The organism is Streptomyces coeruleofuscus, assembly GCF_039532725.1.
Lineage (GTDB): Bacteria > Actinomycetota > Actinomycetes > Streptomycetales > Streptomycetaceae > Streptomyces > Streptomyces coeruleofuscus.
Window position 1 is genome coordinate 142,560 of the sequence record NZ_BAAASE010000013.1, and the last position, 23,014, is coordinate 165,573.

General features: G+C 67.3%; 21 protein-coding genes. 14 read left to right on the forward strand and 7 right to left on the reverse strand.

Translation table 11 applies throughout. The annotated features are described in order from the left end of the window. Positions 1-29: 29 nt before the first annotated feature. Together ABFX81_RS36665 and ABFX81_RS36670 are read left to right on the forward strand one after the other, a co-directional pair. The gene (locus ABFX81_RS36665) at positions 30-1,370 is read left to right on the forward strand and encodes a DUF445 domain-containing protein (protein ID WP_428837250.1); all 1,341 of its coding nucleotides are present in this window, start codon (positions 30-32) and stop codon (positions 1,368-1,370) included. Positions 1,371-1,470: 100 nt separating this feature from the next. Further along, positions 1,471-3,018: an MFS transporter gene (locus ABFX81_RS36670; protein ID WP_346139269.1), complete on the forward strand. Its 1,548-nt coding sequence runs from the start codon at positions 1,471-1,473 to the stop codon at positions 3,016-3,018. Positions 3,019-3,292: 274 nt separating this feature from the next. Here the strand turns inward: ABFX81_RS36670 and ABFX81_RS36675 are convergent, their stop codons facing one another. After that, positions 3,293-4,753, reverse strand: a complete 1,461-nt coding sequence (locus ABFX81_RS36675) for an alginate lyase family protein (protein WP_346139291.1) — start codon at positions 4,751-4,753, stop codon at positions 3,293-3,295. Between the two features lie 359 nt (positions 4,754-5,112). Further along, complete coding sequence (locus tag ABFX81_RS36680) at positions 5,113-5,415, reverse strand: hypothetical protein (RefSeq protein WP_086847274.1); 303 nt, start codon at positions 5,413-5,415, stop codon at positions 5,113-5,115. Positions 5,416-5,637: 222 nt separating this feature from the next. On the opposite strand from ABFX81_RS36680, the gene ABFX81_RS36685 reads away from it, so the two are divergent. The 6 genes from ABFX81_RS36685 to ABFX81_RS36710 all read left to right on the forward strand — a co-directional run bounded on the left by ABFX81_RS36685 (position 5,638) and on the right by ABFX81_RS36710 (position 9,208). Beyond that, on the forward strand, positions 5,638-6,060 hold the full coding sequence (locus tag ABFX81_RS36685) for an Hsp20 family protein (protein WP_086847276.1): 423 nt from the start codon (positions 5,638-5,640) through the stop codon (positions 6,058-6,060). 157 nt (positions 6,061-6,217) lie between these two features. Next, positions 6,218-6,715, forward strand: coding sequence for a DUF2267 domain-containing protein (locus ABFX81_RS36690; protein ID WP_346139271.1), 498 nt, complete (start codon positions 6,218-6,220; stop codon positions 6,713-6,715). A gap of 103 nt (positions 6,716-6,818) precedes the next feature. Continuing rightward, complete coding sequence (locus ABFX81_RS36695) at positions 6,819-7,616, forward strand: alpha/beta fold hydrolase (RefSeq protein WP_086847278.1); 798 nt, start codon at positions 6,819-6,821, stop codon at positions 7,614-7,616. 67 nt (positions 7,617-7,683) lie between these two features. Then, a complete protein-coding gene (locus ABFX81_RS36700) occupies positions 7,684-8,169 on the forward strand; it encodes a MarR family transcriptional regulator (protein WP_086847280.1) in 486 nt (161 codons plus the stop codon). A 75-nt stretch (positions 8,170-8,244) separates the two neighbouring features. Beyond that, complete coding sequence (locus ABFX81_RS36705) at positions 8,245-8,655, forward strand: VOC family protein (RefSeq protein WP_086847282.1); 411 nt, start codon at positions 8,245-8,247, stop codon at positions 8,653-8,655. Positions 8,656-8,731: 76 nt separating this feature from the next. Continuing rightward, positions 8,732-9,208 (forward strand): hypothetical protein, encoded by a 477-nt coding sequence (locus tag ABFX81_RS36710; protein WP_346139272.1) that lies wholly within the window; start codon positions 8,732-8,734, stop codon positions 9,206-9,208. Positions 9,209-9,346: 138 nt separating this feature from the next. Here the strand turns inward: ABFX81_RS36710 and ABFX81_RS36715 are convergent, their stop codons facing one another. After that, complete coding sequence (locus tag ABFX81_RS36715) at positions 9,347-9,805, reverse strand: carboxymuconolactone decarboxylase family protein (RefSeq protein ID WP_086847286.1); 459 nt, start codon at positions 9,803-9,805, stop codon at positions 9,347-9,349. 86 nt (positions 9,806-9,891) lie between these two features. Here ABFX81_RS36715 and ABFX81_RS36720 point away from each other — a divergent pair, with 86 nt between their 5' ends. Continuing rightward, positions 9,892-10,767, forward strand: coding sequence for a sigma-70 family RNA polymerase sigma factor (locus ABFX81_RS36720; RefSeq protein ID WP_086847288.1), 876 nt, complete (start codon positions 9,892-9,894; stop codon positions 10,765-10,767). A gap of 233 nt (positions 10,768-11,000) precedes the next feature. On the opposite strand, the gene tgmC is transcribed toward ABFX81_RS36720, so the two are convergent. The 3 genes from tgmC to ABFX81_RS36735 are packed head-to-tail and all read right to left on the reverse strand — an operon-like array spanning position 11,001 to position 13,419. Continuing rightward, entirely contained in the window at positions 11,001-12,197 is a 1,197-nt protein-coding gene (tgmC, locus tag ABFX81_RS36725) for an ATP-grasp peptide maturase system methyltransferase (protein ID WP_086847290.1), read from the reverse strand. Next, complete coding sequence (gene tgmB, locus ABFX81_RS36730) at positions 12,175-13,182, reverse strand: ATP-grasp ribosomal peptide maturase (protein WP_086847291.1); 1,008 nt, start codon at positions 13,180-13,182, stop codon at positions 12,175-12,177. The genes tgmC and tgmB overlap by 23 nt, the downstream gene beginning before the upstream one ends. Before the next feature lie 3 nt (positions 13,183-13,185). Beyond that, positions 13,186-13,419: a putative ATP-grasp-modified RiPP gene (locus ABFX81_RS36735; RefSeq protein ID WP_086847310.1), complete on the reverse strand. Its 234-nt coding sequence runs from the start codon at positions 13,417-13,419 to the stop codon at positions 13,186-13,188. Positions 13,420-14,152: 733 nt separating this feature from the next. Between ABFX81_RS36735 and ABFX81_RS36740 the strand changes: the two genes are divergently transcribed. Continuing rightward, positions 14,153-15,427, forward strand: a complete 1,275-nt coding sequence (locus ABFX81_RS36740) for an NsdA family TPR-like regulatory protein (RefSeq protein WP_086847293.1) — start codon at positions 14,153-14,155, stop codon at positions 15,425-15,427. On the opposite strand, the gene ABFX81_RS36745 is transcribed toward ABFX81_RS36740, so the two are convergent. Further along, positions 15,408-16,070 carry an HAD-IA family hydrolase gene (locus ABFX81_RS36745; RefSeq protein ID WP_086847294.1) on the reverse strand — a complete coding sequence of 221 codons (663 nt, stop codon included), beginning with the start codon at positions 16,068-16,070 and terminating at the stop codon, positions 15,408-15,410. The two genes, ABFX81_RS36740 and ABFX81_RS36745, sit on opposite strands and share 20 nt — an antisense overlap. A gap of 192 nt (positions 16,071-16,262) precedes the next feature. Between ABFX81_RS36745 and ABFX81_RS36750 the strand changes: the two genes are divergently transcribed. The 4 genes from ABFX81_RS36750 (at position 16,263) to ABFX81_RS36765 (ending at position 22,977) form a co-directional block, all read left to right on the forward strand. Then, positions 16,263-17,792, forward strand: coding sequence for an ATP-binding protein (locus tag ABFX81_RS36750; RefSeq protein WP_086847296.1), 1,530 nt, complete (start codon positions 16,263-16,265; stop codon positions 17,790-17,792). After that, a complete protein-coding gene (locus ABFX81_RS36755; RefSeq protein ID WP_086847298.1) occupies positions 17,792-18,808 on the forward strand; it encodes a PD-(D/E)XK motif protein in 1,017 nt (338 codons plus the stop codon). The genes ABFX81_RS36750 and ABFX81_RS36755 overlap by 1 nt, the downstream gene beginning before the upstream one ends. 53 nt (positions 18,809-18,861) lie before the next feature. Continuing rightward, the gene (locus ABFX81_RS36760) at positions 18,862-21,840 is read left to right on the forward strand and encodes a Z1 domain-containing protein (RefSeq protein WP_346139273.1); all 2,979 of its coding nucleotides are present in this window, start codon (positions 18,862-18,864) and stop codon (positions 21,838-21,840) included. 78 nt (positions 21,841-21,918) lie between these two features. Then, a complete protein-coding gene (locus ABFX81_RS36765) occupies positions 21,919-22,977 on the forward strand; it encodes a DNA cytosine methyltransferase (RefSeq protein WP_086847314.1) in 1,059 nt (352 codons plus the stop codon). The last annotated feature ends 37 nt before the right edge of the window (positions 22,978-23,014 follow it).

Genomic DNA, 23,014 nt, shown 5'->3' on the forward strand with positions numbered 1-23,014 from the left:
TGTGCGGGATCACCAAGCGGGTGGAGCGGATGGAACGTACGAAAGTGGAAGAAAAGGACGGTGTCCGGGGTCAGCATGCCCCCCGGGGCGCCGTCACGAACCGTGCGATGACGACCTTCAGCCCGGCGGACGAGGAGAAACAGCGCGGCGTTCGCCGCATGAAACTCACCGCCACCGGGCTCCTGCTGTTCGTGGCCGTGGTCTACGTCCTCGCCAAGTGGGCCCAGAACTCCGGCGCCGGGCCCTGGGCGGCCTACGTCGCCGCGGCCGCCGAGGCGGGCATGGTCGGCGCGCTCGCCGACTGGTTCGCCGTCACCGCCCTCTTCCGCCACCCCCTCGGCATCCCCATCCCGCACACCGCGATCATCCCCACCAAGAAGGACCAGCTCGGCGTCTCCCTCGGCGAGTTCGTCGGTGAGAACTTCCTCTCGGAGGACGTCGTACGGCAGCGGCTGCGCACCGTCGGCATCGGCAGCCGCCTCGGCGCCTGGCTCGCCGTCCCCGAGCACGCCGACCGGGTCACGGCGGAGCTGTCCACCGCCCTGCGCGGCGCCCTGACCGTCCTGCGCGACTCCGACGTCCAGGCCGTGGTCGGCGAGGCGATCACCCGCCGCGCAGGCGCCCAGGAGATCGGACCCGGCATCGGAAAGATGCTGGAGAAGGTCGTCGCCGACGGCGGCCACAAACGGGTCGTCGACCTGGTCGTCACCCGCGCGCACGACTGGCTGGTGCTGCACCGCGACGAGGTGATGGACGCCGTGGAGGGCGGCGCCCCCGGCTGGACGCCGCGCTTCGTCGACCGCAAGGTCGGCGAGCGCGTCTACAAGGAACTCCTGCGCTTCGCCACCGAGATGCGCGACATGCCCGCCCACCCCGCGCGCGGCGCCCTCGACCGCTTCCTCACCGACTTCGCCTCCGACCTCCAGTCCGACACCGACACCCGCGCCCGCATCGAGCGGCTCAAGGGCGAGGTGCTGGGCCGCGGCGAGGTGCAGGACCTCATCGCCAGCGCCTGGACGGCCGTACGATCCATGATCGTCGCGGCGGCGGAGGACGAGCGCAGCGAGCTGCGGCTGCGCGTACGGGCCTCCCTGCTGTCGCTGGGCTCCCGGATGGCGGCCGAGCGCAAGGTGCAGGACAAGGTCGACCAGTGGGTGGAGGACGCGGCCGTGTACGTCGTCACCACCTACCGCAAGGAGATCACCTCCTTGATCACGGACACGGTGGCGAGCTGGGACGCCGAGCACACCACGAGGAAGATCGAGGCGAACATCGGCCGCGACCTCCAGTTCATCCGGATCAACGGCACGGTGGTCGGCTCGCTCGCCGGCCTGCTGATCTACACGGTGTCGCACGCGCTGGGTGCCTGAGCGGCCGGGGATGTGACGCGCCGGTGACGTCAGTTGTCAGGGCGTAAGCGATTCCGCTCAGGGCACTCGAACCGGGTTCTTCTCGATGAGGAGGGAGCCCATGACCACCGCACAGGCCGGGACCGGCCGAACCGTGACCACCGACATCCCCGCTCGCCTCGACCGCCTCCCGTGGTCGCGCTGGCACTGGACGATCGTCATCGGACTCGGCACCGTGTGGATCCTCGACGGTCTCGAAGTCACCGTCGTAGGCAACATCGCCAGCCGTCTGTCGGAGCCCGGCAGCGGCCTGCCCATCACCTCCGGCGAGGTCACCGGCCTCGCGGCCGCCCTCTACGTGGCGGGAGCCTGCTCGGGCGCGCTCTTCTGGGGCCGGCTGACCGACAAGTGGGGCCGTAAAAAACTCTTCATGATCACCCTGGCGGTCTACCTCGGGGCCACCGCCCTGACCGCGATCGCCTTCGACACCTGGTGGTTCTTCCTCTTCCGCTTCCTCACCGGCTTCGGCATCGGCGGCGAGTACGCGGCCATCAACTCCGCGATCGACGAACTGATCCCCAAGGAGTACCGCGGCCGCGTCGACCTGATGATCAACGGCAGCTTCTGGCTGGGCGCGGTGTTCGGGTCCCTCCTGTCGATCGTCGCGCTGGACACGGACATCTTCGCGGCGAACGTCGGCTGGCGCCTCACCTTCGCCCTCGGCGCGGTCCTGGCCCTGGTCATCCTCCTGGTCCGCCGGCACGTCCCGGAGAGCCCCCGCTGGCTCCTGATCCACGGCCGCGACGACGAAGCGGAACGCATCGTCTCCTCGATCGAGCGGAAGGTCGAGGAGGAGAACGGCGAACCGCTGCCGCGCCCGGAGGGCGAGATCACCATCAACCAGCGCCGCAGCGTCACGTTCCTGGAGATCGGCCGCACGGTCTTCTCCGACTACCGCCGCCGCGCCGTCCTCGGCTTCTCCCTCTTCATCGGCCAGGCATTCCTCTACAACGCCATCACCTTCGGCTTCGGCGCGATCCTGACGACGTTCTTCGACGTCCCGAGCGGCAGCACCGGCTACTACTTCGCGGTCATCGCACTCGGCAACTTCTGCGGCCCGCTGCTGCTGGGCAAGCTCTTCGACACGGTCGGCCGCCGGGTGATGATCTCCGGCACCTACCTGCTGTCCGGCCTGCTCCTCTTCGGCACGGCCTGGCTCTTCGACCAGGGCTCCCTCAGCGCGAGCACGCTGACGGCATGCTGGTGCGCGGTCCTCTTCTTCGCCTCGGCGGGCGCGTCCAGCGCCTACCTGACGGTCTCCGAGGTCTTCCCGATGGAGACCCGCGCCATGTCCATCGCCTTCTTCTACGCCATCGGCACGGCGGCCGGCGGCATCAGCGGCCCGCTCCTCTTCGCCGACCTCACCGGCACGGGCAAGGTCGGCGACACGGTCCTCGCGTTCCAGATCGGCGCGACCCTGATGTGCCTGGCCGGCCTGGCGGCGGCGATCCTCGCGGTGCGCGCGGAACGGCGTTCGCTGGAGGACATCGCCACGCCTCTGACGGCGGCGTCGGACCAGACGGGTTCGACGGGTCGAGGCAAGGGCGATGGCGTCTATGCCTCCGGTTCCGGCTCCGGCTCGACGGGGTCCAGGACGGCGACGACGTAGGGGCGTACCGCATCTGGCCGGGGGCGGCCGCGGCTCTCCCAAGCTGTGGGCGGCGACGGTGTAGGGCTCGCTGGCTGCGAGCCGCCGTGGCTGCCGCAGGCTGCGGACGGACACGGTTGCCCCGAGCCGCGGTCGGCCGCAGCCGCTTGGCTGCGGGCAGTCGTGCCGCTTGGGGCGGCACCCGTCCCACAGAGAGCGGCACCCCGCCAGCGCCTGTGAGCGACCCGGCCCGTGCCCGGCCCGCACGCCCGGCACCCTCGCAACGTGCCGGACGCTACTCGGCCCCACCCCGCCGCACCCGGCCCCGCCGCCGCAGCAACAGCAACCCACCCGCGACAGCGGAAACCCCCGCCGCGGCGGCCCAGCCGGCCATGTCCCCGGCCCCGGTGGCAGCCAGGTCACGCCCCGCGGCAGGCGAGGCCGAGGCACTCACGGCCCCCTGCGGACGCGCGCCCCCGCCCGAGGCATCCCCGGACGCACCCGCACTCGGCGCCGCCCCGGCACCCGCCCCCTCCACCCGCTCCCGATCCCGGGTAAAGGCCAGAGTCCCGAAGCCGAGCTGGTCGTAACCCCCACTGTTGGGCCCGTAGTCGCCGCCCCCGCCTTCCGGCGCGGCCTTCGCCGCCGCACGCGTGAGGTACGACGCCGACAGCCCCCGCCGCTTGGTGTAGTGGTTCGCGATCATCGCCCAGATCGGACGAGTCATGGCCGGATCCACGCCGGCGGCCTCCGTCGCGCTCTCACTCCCCGACCACCCGTTGATCGCCCCCTTCTCCCGCGTGTTGGCCGTGTACGGCACATCCCCGCCCAGGCTCCACTTCGCCACGTACTGCGCCCCCTTGAGGAAGCGGTTGTCGTCGTAGCCGTAGAGATCGATGCCCTGGTTCCACGCCATCTCGCAGACCGTGCCCATCAGCCCGACGCCGAGCAGCGCGTGGCCTTGGTCCCGCCCGGCCTCGACCCACTCGGCGAGCCCGTCGTCGTGGACGACGGGGATGGCGTGCTTGACGGACCCCATGCCGTCCCCGTGCCTGAAGTACTCGACGGCCCGGTCGACCACGGCACGGTCGTCACAGAAGATGCCGGTGGCGAGCACACAGGCGATGGCTGTCAGGTCCCAGTTGGGCCAGTAGTTGGTGATGACGGCGCCGTTGTGATCGCGCAGGAAACCGTCGCTGACCGGATGGAAGACGTTCCGCATCAGCTCCTGCGCCCGCCCGAGCGCGAAGTCGCCGTGGTCCCGTACGAGTTCGGCGGCGTTGGCGAACTGGTAGCCGTACAGCCCCGCGGCCAGGAACCGGTCGGCGGAACCCTGGACCGACGTCAGCTTCCCCGACCAGGCGTTGAGGATCTCCACCGCGGTGTCGGCATGCGCGGTCTCGCCGCTGACGTGGTACCGCAGGGCGTTCTGGTAGGCGGCGTGGATGTCGTTGTAGAGGACCGCGTAGTTCTGTGGCGAACCCGTCCCCCGGTACACCGTGGCCTGCGGATTGGCCCGCCAGCCGCTCTGCGCGTGCCGGTTGGCGGTGAGCTTGGCGAACCCGGCCGTATAGGGTCTGGCGCCCGCCTTCACCTTGGCCGCCATACGGTCCAGGTCGGTACGGGTGTGCAGCAGCCCGGGGTGAGCGAAGGCGGAGCCGGCGGCGAAGGCCGGACTCGCGAGCGCGGTCGTACCGACACCGGCGCCGACGCCGATGCCGGCGGCTCCGGCTGCCGCGCCCGCGGCCCTCAACATGCTCCGGCGGCTGATCTCTCGTGTCACGTTGGCGTACCTCGACGTCGTAAGTCGCGTTCCTGCGGGGGACGGTGAGGAGACGGCCGGACGGCGAAGGCGATAACAAAAACTGCGCTATAGTTGATCTGCGTCCAGCCGCCGGAACTCCGAACTCCGGTCAGACGGACGATGCGTTGGTGGTCCAAGGAAAGACGCCCCACTTCCTGTGGGGAGATGCAGGTGCAAGGCCTGCCCGGCGCTCCAGACAAGAACCCCGGCCCTGAGTTTCAGGGCCGGGGTTCTTCGCTGTGTGCTGTCCTCTGTTGTTCTCTGCTGTGCGCGGACGCCCCGGACACCGAAGGCCCGGAGCGCAGCCCGACTCAACCGCGCCGGTCGGCGACGACCCAGGACGTCAGACCCACGGCCCCCGCCACCCCGAACACGGCAGGCCAGGCACCCACCTTCTTGGCCAGCGGATGGGACCCGGCGAAGGCGGCGACATACGCGGCCGACAACGCCCCCGCGGCCACCCCGCCGGCCTGCTGCCGCCACTGCCGCGCGGCCGCGACTCCGGCGACGGCGAGCACGACCCCGCCGAGCGGCCGCTGCCTGGTCCAGCGGGCCACGCCGTACCCGCCCACGAGCCCGCTCGCCGCGATCACCGCACTCGGAACCTTCGCCATACCTGCCTCCTGCTCCTGCTCTTGCTGCTCCTGCCCCGCTCGCGATCACTGAGGCTAGCTCCCGAGGCCGGGGGCGCACGCGCCGGGGCGTACGGAGGCGCCTTACCGGACGGCAGGCGAACCTGAGTCGAGGCTTGTCAAGTTTCCGGCTCCGAGTTATATAAGAAGGCGAAGAACGTAGGGCATCGCACTGACAGCGCCTGAAGAGAGGAGTGACCAGTGATGCTCATGCGCACGGACCCCTTCCGTGAACTCGACCGGCTCACCCAGCAGGTCTTCGGCCCCGCCACCCGCCCGTCGGCGATGGCGATGGATGCCTACCGCTCCGGGGACGACTTCTTCGTCCACTTCGACCTCCCCGGCATCGACCCCGAGACGATCGAGCTGGACGTCGAACGCAACGTCCTGAACGTCCGAGCCGAGCGCAGGTCCCCCGCCCCCGAGGGCGCGGAGCTGCTCGTCGCCGAGCGACCCACCGGCGGCTTCACCCGCCAGCTCTTCCTCGGCGACACGCTGGACACGGAGCGCATCGACGCCTCGTACGAGGCCGGCGTGCTGACCCTGCGCATCCCGGTGGCCGAGCAGGCCAAGCCGCGCCGCATCCAGATCACGGGCGGCGACAGGCCCAAGCAGCTCAGCGGCTGACGGCACGGCAGGCACGTACCCACGCACCTACGCACCCACCAGGGCTGTCCCGAGGACGTCCCACACGCGGGACAGCCCCGCCCCCCACTCACCCCGCGCCGCCGGATCCGGAGTCCGGCGGCGCGACGCAGGACCCGATCCGGAGGAAGACCCGCACATGAGCGTGACGACGGTGCCCAGTGTGACGACTGCTCTCACGGCCCCGAAGACCCTGATCCCCGCCCCGCCGCGCAACCACGACACCCAAGGCGCCGACAACACCTGGACCCGACTGATCGAAGCGGTGCGGGAATCGGGCCAGTACCCCACCAGGTCGGAGGCGGAGCGGGTCACCCGTATCGTCCTGTCCGCCCTCGGCGGTCATGTGATCGGCGACGAACGGGTCGACCTCGCCCGTGCCCTGCCCGAGGAGGCCGCCAGGGTGGTCGCCTCCCAGATCCCGGCCACGCGCCGGCTGACCGCCGCGGAGTTCGTCGACTCCGTCGCGGCCCGTATCGAGGGAGCGACCCCCGCCACGGCCCGCTGGGACGTCAGCTCGGTCCTGAGCGTGCTGCCGCCCCTGGTCGGCGACGACCTGGTGACCCGCATCCTGGCCCAGCTCCCCGCCGGCTACGCCCTCCTGTTCGGCCGCGCGGACCTGAGCCCGGCGTCGTAGGGATCGGCGTCGTAGGCTCCTGGTCCGCGTACGACGGCCACCTCTCGGACGGACGGGAGGTGGCCGCCCGGCAGACCGCCAAGCCACCGACAGGAGCCACCACTTGACCCGCACGAGGAAGGCGACCCTCACCACCCCCGACGGCACGCACCTCGCCCACAGGGACCACCAACCCGCCGGGGAACCCTCGGCCACCTTCCTCCTCCTGCACGGCCTGGCAGGCCACCAGGGCGAGTGGGACACGCTCGCCACGCGGCTGTCGGCCGACGGCCACCGCGTGGTGACGTACGACGCCCGAGGCCACGGCGCCAGCACCCGCACCCCGGCGACCACGACCCGCGCGGCCCATGTCCGGGACGCCGCAGCCCTGATCGAGGAACTGGGCCTGGCCCCCGTCACCCTGCTGGGCCAGTCCCTGGGCGGCCACACGGCCCTGCTCCTCGCCGCGTCCCACCCCCACCTGGTGAAGTCCCTGATCCTGGTCGAAGCGGGCCCGGCCGGCCCGTCCCCGGACCTCCCCGCACAGATCGCGACCTGGCTGGACAGCTGGCCGACCCCCTTCAAGTCCCTCGACGAGGCGGAGGCCTTCCTGGGCCACGAGGCCTGGGCGAGGGGCCTGGAGAAGCGGGAAGACGGCTGGTATCCCCGGTGGGACCGCACCACGATCATCGATACGGTCGCCGAACTGGCCACCACGGCCTACTGGACCGAGTGGTCCCGCATCACCTGCCCCACCCTCCTCATCCAGGGCGAACACGGCACGATGCGCCCCGACGAACCGGCCACGATGCTCACCCACCGCCCGCACACCCGGCACGCCCGCATCCCCGACGCGGCCCACGACGTCCACCTGGACCAGCCGGACCGCCTCTACGAGGCGATCAGGGCCTTCAACACCTGACCCTTGACCTCAACCAAACTCGAGGTCCTACGTTGATCGCGTCCAGGCAACCACGGGAGGGGAACGCGTGAGCGCGCACACGAAGGACCTCAAGGAGTACACCCACGACGAGCTGGCCGCCCAGCCGATCGGAGCATGGACGGGCCAGGCCTACCGCCTGGTGGTGGGGGCCATCCGCGCCCAACTGGCGGTGGAGGACCTCACCCAGCCCCACTGGTGGACCCTCAACCACGCCTCCGGCGCCCCCGGCTCATGGACCCGCGCGACCCTGACCGACCGCCTGACCCCCTACGACGACCTGAACACCGACTTCGACGAGGTCTACGACGACCTGATCGCCCGGGGCTGGCTCACGGAGGACGCGACGGGCGGCATGACCCTGACCCAGGAGGGTGAGGCCGGCCGCGTCCGCGCCCGTGAACGCAACCTCCGCGTCCACGAGCAGACCCACGAGGGCGTCGAGCCCGCCGACTTCGTGGTCACGATCAACGTCCTGCGCAGGATCGTCGCCAACCTGGGCGGCAACGGGAACCTCCCCGACGACGGGAAATAGTTCGACAGGGCCCCGTCTCCCCGCCCATCCTTCGGTGGCGCACCAGCGCCCCAACCCGCTCCAGGGAGACGACCGTTGAACCCAGCCATCCGTCACATCACCTTCGACTGCACGGGCGAGCCCTACGAACTGGCGCGCTTCTGGTCCGAGTTGCTCGGTCATCCGATCTCCGACGAGGACAAGCCCGGTGACCCCGAGGTACTGATCGAGTTGCCGGACGGCGCCCCGGGCCTGCTCTTCGTCAGCGTCGAGGAGGGCAAGGCAACCAAGAACCGCATCCACTTCGACCTCCAGCCCACGGGCCGCACCCGCTCCGAGGAGGTCGAACGCGCCGTGACCCTCGGCGCCCGCATCCTGACGGACCGCACCCTCCCGAACGGCCGAGGCTGGGTCGTCATGGCCGACCCCGAGGGCAACGAGTTCTGTGTCGAACGGGGAGAACTGGATCCGGTGGAGGACCGGGTGGACGACCGGGTGGAGGGCTGACGGGTCCAGCGATATCCCCACGCCTGGTAAGCGGCCTGCGGCCTGGCTGCCGCCACTTTGCAGCGCTGTCAAGTTCATGGCAAGCTACGCGACGATGATCGACGTCTTTATTCGGCTCACGAATGGACGTCCGGTACATGGGGGGATAATGCTCAAGTCCAAGTTCGCCCGCACGGTAGCGGGGGCTGCCGGTGCCGCCGCGATGGTCCTCGCGACAGCGAGTCCGGCCTTTGCCGCGAACATGAGGGTAGAAACCATCCGCGGCTACATGACTTTCACTGACGACGGTGACGTCTTCAAGCTCTGCGACACCCTGGCGGATGGCAAGGGTGTGTACGGTGCGGTTTTCTACAACTCGTATATCGCCACTGACGGCTACCAGCGAGTGATGACGATGTCCGACGGCGGCGACGCCGGATGTGGCAGTAAGGGCCACAACATCGGAAACGGTGGCAGCTATACGTTCGTCATGTGCTGGGGGCGGTACCCGACTGGTCCGTTCGAGAACCAGTTGAGCTCTCCCTGTGACTCTACTGGCGAGTTCAACGAGTAGTAGCCGGCTGGGTATTTCGTGAGGGGCCGTCGACTAACCGACGGCCCCTATTCAATGAAGGTCATTTCCAGTCTGCGCGGTCCAACACCTCGCGCAGTTTCGCTGGGGAAGCCTCAGTGGGTAAGAGCCGCGCCGGGCTCAGCCCCAGGTCTTGCCGGCCGGTTCCTTGATGGTGCGGTTGATCCGGTTGAAGAAGTTGGTCAGCGCGATCTCCAGGTTGATCGCGCCGATCTGCTCCTCGGTGAAGTGGGCGTTGACCTCTTCCCAGATCTCGTCGGTGACGCCCGGCGCACCGTCCTGCAGTCGGGTGGCGGCCTCGGTCAGCGCCAGTGCCGCGCGCTCTGCATCGGTGTAGAACGGCGCCTCGCGCCACGCTGCGACGTTGTGCAGCCGCTCGTCGGTGTCACCAGCCTTCTTTCCGCCCGCGACACTGGCGTAGATGCACGCCGAGCAGCTGTTGATCTGGCTGGTGCGCAGGTGGACCAGCGCGAGCAGCTTCGGGTCGACGCCCCCGGCGGCGATCGCCTTCTGGAGGTGCTGGATCGCGGTCCACACCTCGGGGTTGTTCGTGTTCCTGTTCTTGAGCCGGTTTTCCATGTGGGAGTGCTCTCCTTCATCGGGTTACGTTGCGGCGCCTGTGCGCGTCATCCCTATGACGGAGCAGCTTTCACGGAGGTAACAACATGGCCGGCGCCCAACCCGCGGACCCGATCGCCGATGCTTTCGAGTCCCACCGTGACCGGCTCCGCGCCGTCGCCTACCGCATGCTCGGATCACACGCCGATGCGGAAGACGTGGTCCAAGAGGCGTGGTTGCGTCTCTCCCGCCAGGACACCGACACCATCGACAACCTCGGCGGCTGGCTGACCACCGTGGTCGGCCGCATCAGCCTCGATGTCCTGCGGTCGGGCCGGAGGCGCCCAGAAGTCTCCTTCGACGACCAGCTACCCGAATTCACCGTGACGCTCGACGACGCTCCCGCTCCGGAAGACCTCGCGGCACTCGGGGACTCCGTCGGCCTCGCGCTCCTCACGGTCCTCGACTCGCTGCGCCCTGACGAACGACTGGCGTTCGTGCTGCACGACGTGTTCGCCGTGCCCTTCGCGGAGATCGGCACCATTCTCGGGAAATCCGCCGACGCGACCAAAATGCTCGCCAGCCGCGCCCGCAGGAAGGTACAGGCCGCCCAGCAGCCGGCAAGCGCCGGACGACAGCAACGCGAGGTGGTCCGAGCCTTCCTGGCCGCAGCCCGCGACGGCCGGTTCGAGCAGCTGCTGCGGGTTCTCCACCCCGAGGTGAGGTTCACCGTCCACACCCCGAACGGCACGTTCGTCACGCTCGGGGCCACCGAAGTCGCCACCCGTGCGCGATTGGCCGGCAGTGCGGCACGAGGACATGCGGCGACCGTCAACGGCCGCCCTGGCGTCATCTCCTGGAGCGAGGATGGCACCCCGCTTGCCCTGCTGGCCTTCACTGTCGCCGACGGTCACATCACCGAGATGACCGCCGTGGTCGACCCGGCCAAACTCACGCTCATGGACCTGCCGGACCCGGTGTGACTCCCTGGCGAAGGCCGCGCATGCTCGAAGTGGTCCACGCCGGATCCCGCAGAGACGTCAGCCTCTGAGAAAACCTCGCTGATCGAGTTCCAGGACGGCAGAGGCTGGGTCGTCATGGCCGGCCCCTGGGGCAACGAGTTCTGCGGGGTGAACTGGATCCGGTGGCGGACCGGGTGGAGGACTGACGGGTCCCGGCGTACGACAACGACGGCGGCCGGAAGAGACGAGGACTCTCAGCTCAGACCAAGCACCACCTGCATGTCCGAGTGCCGCAGGAACTGCCCACCTCCCCACACATGCAGCGTGAACGTCTCAGGCCCCGGCCGGCCCGCGGCATCGAAGGCGTCCAGAACTCCCTCGACGCGTTCCCACAACCTCACCGGGCCGCCCTCACGTACATCCCAAACACCGTCGCCAGACGTGAGAGTGGCCGCGGAGCCACTCACGACGTCGACCAAGTGCACGACCTCTCCGACGGTGACCAACTGGGCGCCCGGAACAGCGCATTGCGCGAGAAACCGAAGATGGAACGCCTCTTCCGTCGCGGCCATGAGGCGCTCCGGACCGTGCCGGGCCGTCCTGGGGTCGTCCGGCAGGCCGGCCGCCCAGTGGGCAGGATTGCCGAAGGACGGCGAGGCATGGGTTCGGGCGGCCATGAAGGAGACCGTGCCCGGCAGCAGCGCCCCCTCCGCCGTGCCGTCGTCTGCGACGGTCAGCAGGACACGGGCGTACCCGTAAAGCCACCCCGACAGGGTGAGCAGAATCTTTCCGCCTGGCCGGGTCTGGGCTAGCAGGGCGGGCGGTACGGCACGGAAGGAGCAGGCGGCCACGATTCGGTCGAAGCGAGCCTCGGGCCAGTACCCGTACAGCCCGTCCGCCACCGCGAGGGTCGGGGTGTAACCGCAGCCGTACAGCGCGTCTGCTGCCGACTCCAACCGCCGGGCGTCGACCTCGATGCTGGTGATATCCCCCGAGTCGAGGCGCTCGCAGGCCAGTGCGGTCGAGTAACCGGTCCCAGTACCGATCTCGAGCACTGTGTGACCCTCGGCCACTTCGGCGTCGGCCCACATGCGCACCACCAGGGACGGCAGTGTGGATGACGAGGTGGGCGCACCACCACGCCGGACGACCGGGGCCTTCCAGTCGGGTTCCTCCCCGTCGAATTGGGTGATCAGCGTGGTGTCGGTGTACGCGGCCGCCAGCCACCGCCCGTAGTTGAGCTCGGCCGTGACCGGTTCCCACACCGTCAGTCCGTCCCCGTCACGCTCGTCGGCGGGCAGGTAGAAACCGGGCAGGAACCGGTGCCGCGGCACTGCTTCCACCGCCGTTCGCCAGTCCGGTTCCGCCAGGCCACCGTCTTGGGTGAGGGCGTCCGCCATGGCTTCGCGTAGGCGAACCGCGTCAGTCTCAGGGTCGGCGGGCAACACCATGATCTGCCGCCTCCTTCCGTACTCCGGTGCTCAGAATGTCGGCGAACGCCTCGGCGATGTCCGCGGCGTCTGGGAGCCAGCCCCACTGCCCGTTCGGGTTGCACTCGATGGCCCACCAGTCTTCGGGATCGTCCCCGTCCCCGGTGAGCGCGAAGTCGAAGCAGCCGAAGACCAGGCCGAAGGAGTCCAGGTACTTGTACAAAGCGGCCTCGATCTCGGCAGGGACGGCGATGGGGGCATGTACCAGCTGGTCCCAGTCACCCCGACGCCAGTCGAGGGCTCCGTCCGGCCCGGTGATCCGCTGAGCGAAAACCCGACGGCCGATCACGGTGATCCGTGCGTCCCCGTTTTTGGGAATCTCGGCCTGGAACATGTGCGCGGTCATCGCCAGTGTGTCGTCGAAGGTGTCGGGCTCCACGCGTTGGGTCCAGATCGCGCCGGTGTGGCCGTCATCGCTGCGGGGCAGCCCACGGAACGTCTTGTAGACGACCCGCCCGTGGTCGGCGGCGAACTTCCTGGCCGTCTCCGCCTCATTGGTGACAAGAGTGGGCGGAACCCGCAGCCCGAGATCGGCGAATCTCTGCAACTGGCCCGGCTTGAAGTCCGCACGGGTCACCGCGTGCGGATGATTCACGTACAGCACCCCTTGCAGGCCGTTCAGGACACCGCCGAGCCCGTGCCTCGCCTCGGCGACCGTGAAGTCCCGTAGCTGCCGCGGTAGATGCCGGAAACGGGTGGTATACGGGGTGGGGCGGCGGTAGTAAAGCGCCGTCACCTCCCTCACCTCCACCTCGCGACTCGACGTGCGCAGCCGCCCACCCCAGACTGGGGTGTCCGGGCCGATGCGGAATCCGAAGGCCAGCTCGGGCCCGATGTCAGCGGGATCGACGCGCACGACGGGCACTTCGCGCTCGTTCAGCGCCCCGATGACACGGTCCGCTGTGGCGTCTTCCAACGCGGTGACGACCAGGACAGTAGAGGTCATCGGTCAGTCCGACTCGTAGTCGGTGGTGTGGTCGTCCTGCGTCTGGGGCTGCGGATTCTGGCCGTCGCCTCCTCCGGAGATGGACGCGGTGCCGGTCGTCCTCGATGTGCCGTGCTTGCCCATCTCGATCACCTGGCCCATGGCATCCGTATACCGCGCAGTCTGGGTGGTTCCGTCCAGTACGACGGTCGCGTACGACGGCGGGCGTACGGGGAGCCGGTCGGTGACCAGTCGCATGGCCCAGGGGCGCTGAGCGGCGACAGCCGTCTTGAGTTCACCCATGTCGTGCGGACAGCGCTCGGCCTCCATGGTCAGCCGCGAATGGCCTGTCTTGACGAGGCCGACGACTGAGCATGGTCGACACAAGTCGCCGGCGTACCGCGGCGGGACCACCCAGTACGTGCCCGGGGGCCGCTGCCGGTCGATGCGCGGCACTCCCAAGTAGGTGCCACGACCAAGGCACGACACGATTCCGTCGTAGGCCCACGCGAGACCCGCATGCCAGTCGACGAGTGCGTAATACGTGCCACCCGCCACTCGACGGTCGTAGATGATCGACCCTCCCAGTAACTCGCCGAGCGCAGCCGCCACTCGTTCCTGATCCTCGGACTGAACAGCGGCATGTACGACATCGGACGCCATGCGCACCGCCGCGAACCGCTCGCCGAGCGGAAGCAGCGCGACGCCCTGTGCGGCCCACTCCGTCCGTACGCGCTCGGGCTCCGGATGCATCTGAGCCAGCCATTCCGAGATGTCCGTGTCCTGCCGTGTGTACACAGCGTGTTCCCCTTGCTGTCCGTCGGTTGGTACGGCAAACAGGGTCCATGACCCAAGTCGCCGATTCGAGGACTTCAAAGGGCCGTCAAAAGGACTTACAAAGGGCCTGGATGGCCCCTTGAGAGGGAGAAGGTTTCCCACTGAGGACCTTCGTGGGAAGGTTGGTGTGTTGTCAGCAGGAGGAGGTGGCCCCGTGCCAAGGCCCACAGGCAACGTTCGACTCAAGGCTGCTCGGGTGGCCGCCGGCTTCAACTCGCAACAGGACCTGGCCGACGCCCTCACCGAGCACGCGAAGGACCTGGGCATCCGCGGCCTGTCCATCGGGGTACGCCAGGTCCGCCGGTGGGAGTCGGACAACCCACCCTGGCCGCAACCGGACTGTCAGCGTGTACTCGTCCACTTGCTCGGCCAGAACATGGAGTCTCTCGGCTTCACGCCCCCGTGGGGTTCGGAGGGATCGACACCGGACCCGGTCCGGCGCACGCTGGCCGCCGGTGGCGCGGCCGCCTTGGGGCTGGCGATGGGTCCAGGTCGAGTCACGGCTGCATCGCAACCGGCCACCGCCGGAACGGACTTCGAGGCGGTCACACGCTCCCACCGGAGACTCTACTGGTCGGTCGCACCGACCAAACTGCACCCGGCCGTCCTGGCGCACGCGACGCTCGGCTGCGCCCTGTTGCCGGAGACGTCGGACTCGACCCGACGCACGATCGCCGCGGCACTGGCGGAGACCTACCTCCTCGCGGGCCGGATAGAGTTCTTCGACCTCTCCGAGTCGACTACGGCACACGACACGCTACTCCTCGCCCTGCAAGCCGCGAGCGAAGCCGACGACCCGTTGCTCGGTTCGGCGATCATCGCGCACATGGCCTTCATCCCGGGTTGGGCGGGCGACCAGGAAGGAGCCCGGGAACGCATGATCGCGGCACGCACCTACGCGCGTCGCGCTCCTGCCTCCGCGGAGTTCCTCGCGTGGCTGGATGCCGTGGAGGCCGAATGCGAGACCAGGTGCGGCAACACCCGCACCGCCCTGCATCTGATCGGCCATGCCGAAGACACCCTCGAGCACGGTAACGAGCACCCCTCACCGCAATGGATGGACTGGTTCTCCCCGGCGCGGCTCGCGGCCTTCAAGGGCAACACCCAACTGCTCGCCGGCCACCTCCCACAGGCCCGTGCCGCGTTGCTCCAGGCACTTGAAGCCATGACCCTGGGTGAGGAGAAGCAACGCACGGTCGTATACGGCGACCTGGCAGCCGTCGAGGCGGCGTCCGGCAACCCCGAGGCGGCCTGCGACTACGCGGGCAAGGCGCTCGATCAGCTGGCACTCACCTGGTACGCCACCGGCATGGACCGCGTACGCGAAGTCCGTCGTGCGCTCACGCCCCACCAGCACGAGAGCTGTGTCCGCGACCTCGACGACCGCCTGTACGACTGGTCTACGACACTCAGCGTGCTGAGGCGTTGAACTCGCGCACTCGTTCGCTCAGTTCAAGCAGCCCTTCGACACGGAAGGTCGGCAGTTCCAGGGCCTCGGTCCTGTTCCACTGAATGGTGGCCCACGGTCCTCGATGCACGAGCGCCGTGTGCATACCCGCCTGCCCGGCGGGCCTGATGTCGTTGTCGCACCGGTCACCGACATACAGGATCTCGCCGACCATGAAGGGCACGGCTTCGGCGACTCGCTTGAAGAACTCGGGGTCTGGCTTGCTGGCGCCCCAGTCGTCGGACGTGCCGATCAGGTCGACGTCATCGGAGAACAGCGCCCGCAAGATCCCCCCGGCGCGGACGGTTTGGTTCCCGGCGATACCGAGCCACAGCCCGTCGGCCCGGAGCTGCCGGAGAGCCGGCCGGACGTCCTCGTACAGATCCTCTTCCTCGAAGCTCTCCGGCTGCCCGGCAGCGGCCCGCTTCTCCCGCTCCTCATAGAGATCGAACCCGGGCCGGAACTCCTGGAACGTCTCCCGGTAGTCGCGGCCCTGGGCGATCACGGCCCCGAACATCGCGTGGAAGGTGTGCCGTGGCACACCCAGCCAGTCGGCCCAAGTGCCGTACTCCCGGGTCTCGTCCACGAGGCACTCACCTACGTCGAAGACCACTGCACGAATCATGGGGGCAGGGTAACCGCGGCGCTGCCAGCCTCGTACGTGATCACCAAGCCGAGGCTGATCCGAAGTGTGGCAGGGAAGAGTGTTGTCCAAGTCCAAACCATGGCGCTAGCTGTCGACTACGGTTATGTCGGCGTCGCATCATGATGACGTCTGATGCACGTATAAACGGGTGCTGGTCCGATAAGGCAGGTCATGGTCAGCGAGTGGCAGTTCGAGGTCCCTACGGCGGGTAGCAAGCGCCTGCCTCCCGATGGACGCTACATGGAGGCGCTCAGCAGCCAGGGATATGGGTTCGAGACTGCCATCGCGGACTTGGTGGACAACTCCATCGATGCAGGAGCCGAGAACGTCGTCATTCACTTTCTGCGTGACGGGGACGAGCTCGTCAGCCTCGTGATCGTCGATGACGGTAAGGGCATGGACGAGGACGAACTCGACGTGGCCATGACTGTCGGCGGTCGCCGTGGTTACAGCAAGAGGTCACTCGGCATGTTCGGCACAGGCCTGAAGTCTGCCTCGCTCAGCCATGCCAACTCGGTCACGGTGGTCAGCCGCACCAAGCGAACCAGGCCGGCAGGTCGTCGTTGGCTCATGGAGCATGCGAAGCATGGCTTCGAGTGCGACATCATCGATCCGTACTTTGCTCAGGATTTCGTCGACTTCTACCAGGGGCGTCCTATCTCCTTCCAGGGCACCATCGTCCGTTGGGACGGGGTGAAGGACTTCCCCAATCATGGTGGTGGAGGCCAAACAGATCGCTACCTGCATCGGACCGTCAACAAGCTGGGTCTGCATCTGGGCCTTCATCTGCACCGCTTCCTTGCACGGGACAACTTCCACATCACTATTTCGATCCAGGACGTGCGCACGGGGGTCGAATACTCGAACTACGGAGTCGAGTCGCTCGATCCATTCGGATATCCCGTCTCCGGGGACCCGGCCTACCCGAGCACCTTCACCGCCCTCGTCCCGTCCGTGGGACCGGTCGAACTCGCAGCGCATATCTGGCCGCCGCGGTCTTCGCTCGACGAGTACAAGGCGTTCGGCGCAGTGGTGGAGCGCGAAGGGTTCTACTTCTACCGGAACGATCGCCTCGTCCAGGCCGGCGGCTGGAACAAGTTCCGCCAGCCCGAGCAGCACCTAGCCCTGGCGCGCGTGGCCGTGGATCTGCCGGACGACCCCGACGGCAAGGTCTTCCGGTTGACGGTCAAGAAGGAAGGAGTGCAAGCCTCCCCGGAGTTCGTCGATGCGCTCGATACCGCCGCAGACGATCAGGGCAATACATTCGCCGAGTACCTCGGAAACGCCGAGCGGGTTTACCGGGAGGCCCGCAAGCGCGCCGGTGTGGAACGCAAGGCCGTTGTTCCGCCTGGCCGCGGTATCGATCCGCAGGTTCGCCAGGTGATCGAGGAGGAGCTGCCCGTCCTCGCACAGGAGGAGCCCCTGCAGTTTCGCTGGCAGAAGCTGTCCAACGAAAAGTTCTTCGAGATTGACCAGGAATCCCATGTGCTTCTGCTCAATCAACGCTACCGTGCCGCCCTGCTCGGTGGCCGCAGCGGCTCCCTCAACGATGCGCCCATGGTCAAGTCCCTCATGTACCTCCTCATGCAGGATGCCTTCCAGCGCGAGCGGATGGGGAGCCGACTGAAAGACAACATCGAGTTGTGGCAGTCCGTCCTCGTTGCTGCTGCCCGTGCGGAACTCGACCGAGTGGCCGACTGATGAGCCCACGCCAGGACAGGACACTGAAGGCTGCGGGCGAGGTCCCGATATCCACGTCGATCGAGCTGCCATGGACCACGGTGGAGCATTATCTCGGCCGCGGTCTCGGCGCGAGCTATCGGCTTTCTGCCGCCGACAAGCCACTCGTCTCGTACGAGATCGTGGACGGCGGGCGCGACATCGCCCTCCACGTCGAGCTCGGCCGCCACGGTCCGCCCCGTTCACCCTTGCCGGCGGTACGCATTGACCAGGTGGCTCATGCCGGTCGACGCATGGCACGCCTCACCACGCCCCAGCCGGAGCTGCTCCGCGACTTTCACGACCTCTTGCTGGCCATCGCGGATCGCATCGTCTCCGGCGGGCTGAATCTGAGCGAGGCCTTCGACGAAACGGTGCACGGCTGGAGCACACTGCTGGGAAGGCCGCGCGGCTTGTCACTGGAGAGGCGACTGGGTCTCCATGGCGAACTCGCCGTCCTGGTCAGGATGTCCCGAGCAGTCGGATGGCGGGCGGCACTCGACATGTGGGTGGGACCGAGAGGCGAAGAGCACGACTTCGCTCTGGGAGCAGCCGACCTCGAGATCAAGACGACCGCCTCTGAACTTCGCAAGCACACGATCCATGGCCTCGGGCAGCTCTCGCCGACCCACGGTAGGACGTTGTGGTTCGCGTCCCTGCGCCTGACGCGAGGAGGAACCGGAGGCCGCACTTTGAAGGATTCGGTCACTGCCGCCCGTGATGCCGCTGCCGCCGAGAATGTTGCCCTCGGACGACGTTTGGACCGGCTCCTGGAATCCGCGGGCTGGGACCCGGACCAGCCGGATGACGAGCGTTGGACTCCACGTGACAACCCCTTGCTGCTGCGAGCTGATGACATGCCTCGGATCACAGCCACAAATCTGCCCGGCAAGACTCTGGGACGAATCGACCACGTCGCCTACGACATCGACGTCACGGGGCTGCCACCGGCCGAGGAGCCTCCGATCGTCGACCTTTCGGGCCTCTCGCTTCCCTGACCCGTCCATTCCCGCCCACCATCCGGCCACTGTTCGGCACGTTGAGGAAGACCATGACCATTCGTTCGACCGACGACCTCCTCTTGCAGCTGCACAACGCCGCTCTTTCGGACATGCACACCAGCCGCCCGAAGAAGCTGGTAAGAGCGCTTGTCTACCAAGCGGAGGATTTGTCGTCGGAAGCGGAGGAGCTGGCCACCGAGGATGTCCTGCGGGATGCGTTGGAGAAGGCCCGCTCCACGGATCAACTGGTCGAGTTGTGGCGCAAGAAGCTCACCGATTGGGACTTTGCGCCCCACCCCACGTGGTCGAACAGTCCGGAGCGCACCGAGATACGGCGGGCAGACATCTACGAACTTCTCGGCCTTTCCGATGAAACCCGTAAGCTGTTGGACGACCTCATTCCTGTCTCCAGGGTTGAAGCCCCGGTTGTCATCACCGACGAGTTCACTCCCTGGTATACGCCTCAGTCGCAGCAAGGCCGTCCCTGGTATTGGCCGTCGTACCGCTCCTACCTGGAACAGAAGGGGTGGGCTCCGGAGGCCGTCGCCGGGCTCGACGTAGCCACTGACGCCGTGGTCGAGCGCCTCGCCGACCCAACACAATCAGCGGCGTACCAGTCGAAGGGCCTGGTCGTCGGGTATGTACAGTCGGGCAAGACCGCCAACTTCAGCGGCGTGATCGCCAAAGCGGTCGACGCGGGCTATCGACTGATCATCGTCCTCGGCGGCACTCTCAACATGCTCCGGGCCCAGACCCAACGACGCCTGGACATGGAACTCGTGGGCCGCGAGAACATCCTGCGGGGGGCGAGTGAGTTCGAATCTGACTACGCTGACGACCCCGCGTGGAGCCAGGGCAAGTTCGTGACGTTCGGCGCCCTGCCGTCCGCCCTCGGTGCGTTCGACATCGTGCGCCTGACCACGAGGGACGACGATTACAAAAGCCTGCTCCAGGGCATCACGGCGCTCGAATTCGAGAAGCGAGAGCCGGCGCTGCCCCTGTACGACCCGCACAACCTCCACCGGTCATCAGCGCGGCTCATGGTAGTCAAAAAGAACAAGACGGTACTCGGCAAGCTCGTGAAGGATCTCAAGAAGATCAAGACGCCGCTTGCCGAAATCCCCGTCCTCATCATCGATGACGAGTCGGACGAGGCCTCCGTGAACACTTCGGACCTTGCCAAGCCCGATGCCGAGCGCACCGCAATCAACCAGAAGATCTCCGAACTTCTTCGAATGCTGCCGCGATCCCAGTACGTCGGCTACACCGCTACTCCATTCGCCAACGTCTTCGTGGATCCGAGTGACGCCGAGGACATCTTTCCCAAGGACTTCATCGTCTCCCTGCCCCGACCGGAGGGCTACATGGGAGCGCGCGACTTCCACGACCTCGACTCCCCGATCCCGGATGAGCACCGAACTGTCGCCAACTCCAACGAACTTGCCCACGTACGCAACATCACGGTGGACGACGAGGCAGGAGAAGACGACATCTGCCTTCAGCGGGCCATGGACATGTTCGTACTCACGGCGGCCATGAAGCTGTACCGGGAGGAGCAAGGCGGCCTCGGCGATCGGTACTTCCAGCACCACACCATGCTCATCCATGAATCCGTCCGCACGGAAGTTCACCGAGAACTTCTGGGCAAGGTCACCCAGTTGTGGTGGAACGCCGGATATATGGGGCCACGCGGCCACGAGCGCCTCCGGGACCTTTTCGATAGTGACATCGCTCCAGTGTCAGCCGTCCGCGCCGACGGCTACGCCGTCCCGCCGTCTTATGGCGACCTCGCCCGCTACGTGGGCCCGGCCGTCAACCGTATCGGCGGGGATGACAACCCGATCATCGTCGTCAACGGTGACAAGGACATCGAGACCGGCGAAGCCGACTTCGACAAGCGCTCCATCTGGAAGATCCTCATCGGAGGCCAGAAGTTGGCTCGCGGTTTCACCGTCGAGGGGCTCACCGTCTCATACTTCCGTCGTCGGGCAGGCAACGCGTCCACGCTGATGCAGATGGGTCGGTGGTTTGGCTTCCGCGAAGGCTACCGGGACCTGGTACGTCTATTCCTCGGTCGGGCCGAGACCATGGGAGCAAAGGAAATCGATCTCTACGCAGCATTCGAGGCGATCTGTCTGGATGAGGAGAACTTCCGCGCCGAATTGAAGCAGTACGCCACCACGGTCGACGGAAAGCCGCAAATGACACCGGCTCAGGTGCCGCCTTTGGTTTCTCAGCACTTGCCTTGGCTCAAGCCGACCAGCCCCAACAAGATGTACAACGCGCGCCTCGTCGAGCTCCACTCACCGGGGCAGTGGCAGGAACCCACCGCCTACCCGACGAAAGCCGTCGATCTTCGGCACAACACTCAATTGTGGACGCCCGTCCTCGAAACACTGCCTCCCACGGTCACTTCGCTTGCCTACCACTTCCCCGCCGAAGGCGGCCGTGCGGCTATCACCCACAGGTTCGATGCGCTCGTAGGTCGGCTCGATCCGGTGGAGCTTCTCGACATCGTTCACGAGGTGCGCTGGGGCGCTCCCTCCCAGTTCGCACCCAACCTCGCGTATCTCGATGCAATCACCGCAGGTGCCTCGCAAGAGGTCGACGACTGGCTGCTGATCGCACCGCAACACTCCAAGCGAGGCCAGCGGCTGACGCTTGGCACGACTGGGCGCACCTTCGCATGGTTCGGCCGGGAACGCCGACGGGGTCCGCTCTTCGGTGCCATAAGCGAACCCAAGCACCGCGCAGTTCCACTGCGCATTGCCGGAGCCCTCGCTGATTCGGGCGACCCTGCCACCGAAAACCTGGTCGCTCCCCGAAGGGGCGCCGTCATCGTCTACCCCGTCGTCGAAGGAAAGCATCGGTCCGACATCCCCGACGACGGCCGACTGGCGACGGAGAAGGTCGTCATGGCCTTTTCATTCGTTGCTCCCGCCACAGCGCGCCGCGCCGACGGCCGCCTCCTCCGCTTCACGACCATCGATTCCGCCAAGGAAGGCCAAGCGATCATCGACACTCCGTGACAAGGAAGCTGATTGGGCAGATCGGTCCGTCGCCGTGAGGACGGCCGATATGTGGGGGACGACGGGAGACAGCAGTACATGACCTGGGGTAGTACGACGGCCACCGCCAACCGCGGCAACATCGACCCTTCAGGCCGGCTTACCTCGCTTGAGGTTTGCGCGGGTGCGGGAGGTCTCGCGCTCGGCCTCGAACAGGCCGGGTTCGACCCCGTGCTGCTGATCGAGAGCTGCCCTATCGCGTGTGAGACGCTCCGCAGCAATCGCCCACACTGGGATGTGCGCGAGTTAGATCTTCTCGACTTCGATCCCGCCGAAGATCAGCAGGTATACGACATTCACCTGCTATCCGGCGGCCTGCCGCGTGTGAAGTCTCCTGCGGCTGTCGCACGCACGCGCGGGGATGACGCGGAGCTGTCCGTACTCAAGGCTGCGGTCGACCTTGTCTATGGCGTGCAGCCACGTGCGATTCTCCTTGAGAACGTGTCGGAATTGATCACAAAGTGCGACTACCAACCGATCCGCGAGCTTATCGGTGAGGAGCTGGGGCACCTCGGTTACCGGTTCTGCTGGCACGTCCTGAACGCCAAGGACTTTGGTGTGCCACAAAGCCGAGAGGTCGGACTGTTGGTGGCATTCAAAGGCGACCTGATCGATCGCTTCGAGTGGCCCAAGCCCGAGGCCGAGCCTGCGCCTACCGTAGGCGAGACGTTGCAGGACTCGATGGGAGCCAGAGGCTGGACGGACGCCGCCAAGTGGGCCGCCCAAGCCGACGTGGTCGCCCCGACCATCGTCGGTGGTTCTTGGGATCGTGGTGGAGCGGACTTGGGGCCGACAGGTGCCAAGCAGAAGTGGGAACGCATGGGCGTCGACGGCGTGACAGTCGCCGACCGGGTTCCAGACGCTGCCTTCTCCTGGAACCCTGCCTCGGGTCGGCGGGGTCGCGTACCGCTTACCGTTGATCAGGTGGCCCTGCTACAGGGCTTCCCGCCGGACTGGCACATCGCAGGCTTGAAGACCGCCCGGTATCGGCAGGTGGGCAACGCCACTCCGCCTCCTCTCGCACAGGCGTTGGGGGAGTCGATCGCGAAAGTCCTGCGTACAGGGGATGACGGCACCGTGCGGGCGACCGGGGGATGACGATGCGACTCCCCCTACCCAGCAGGCCGATAGACTT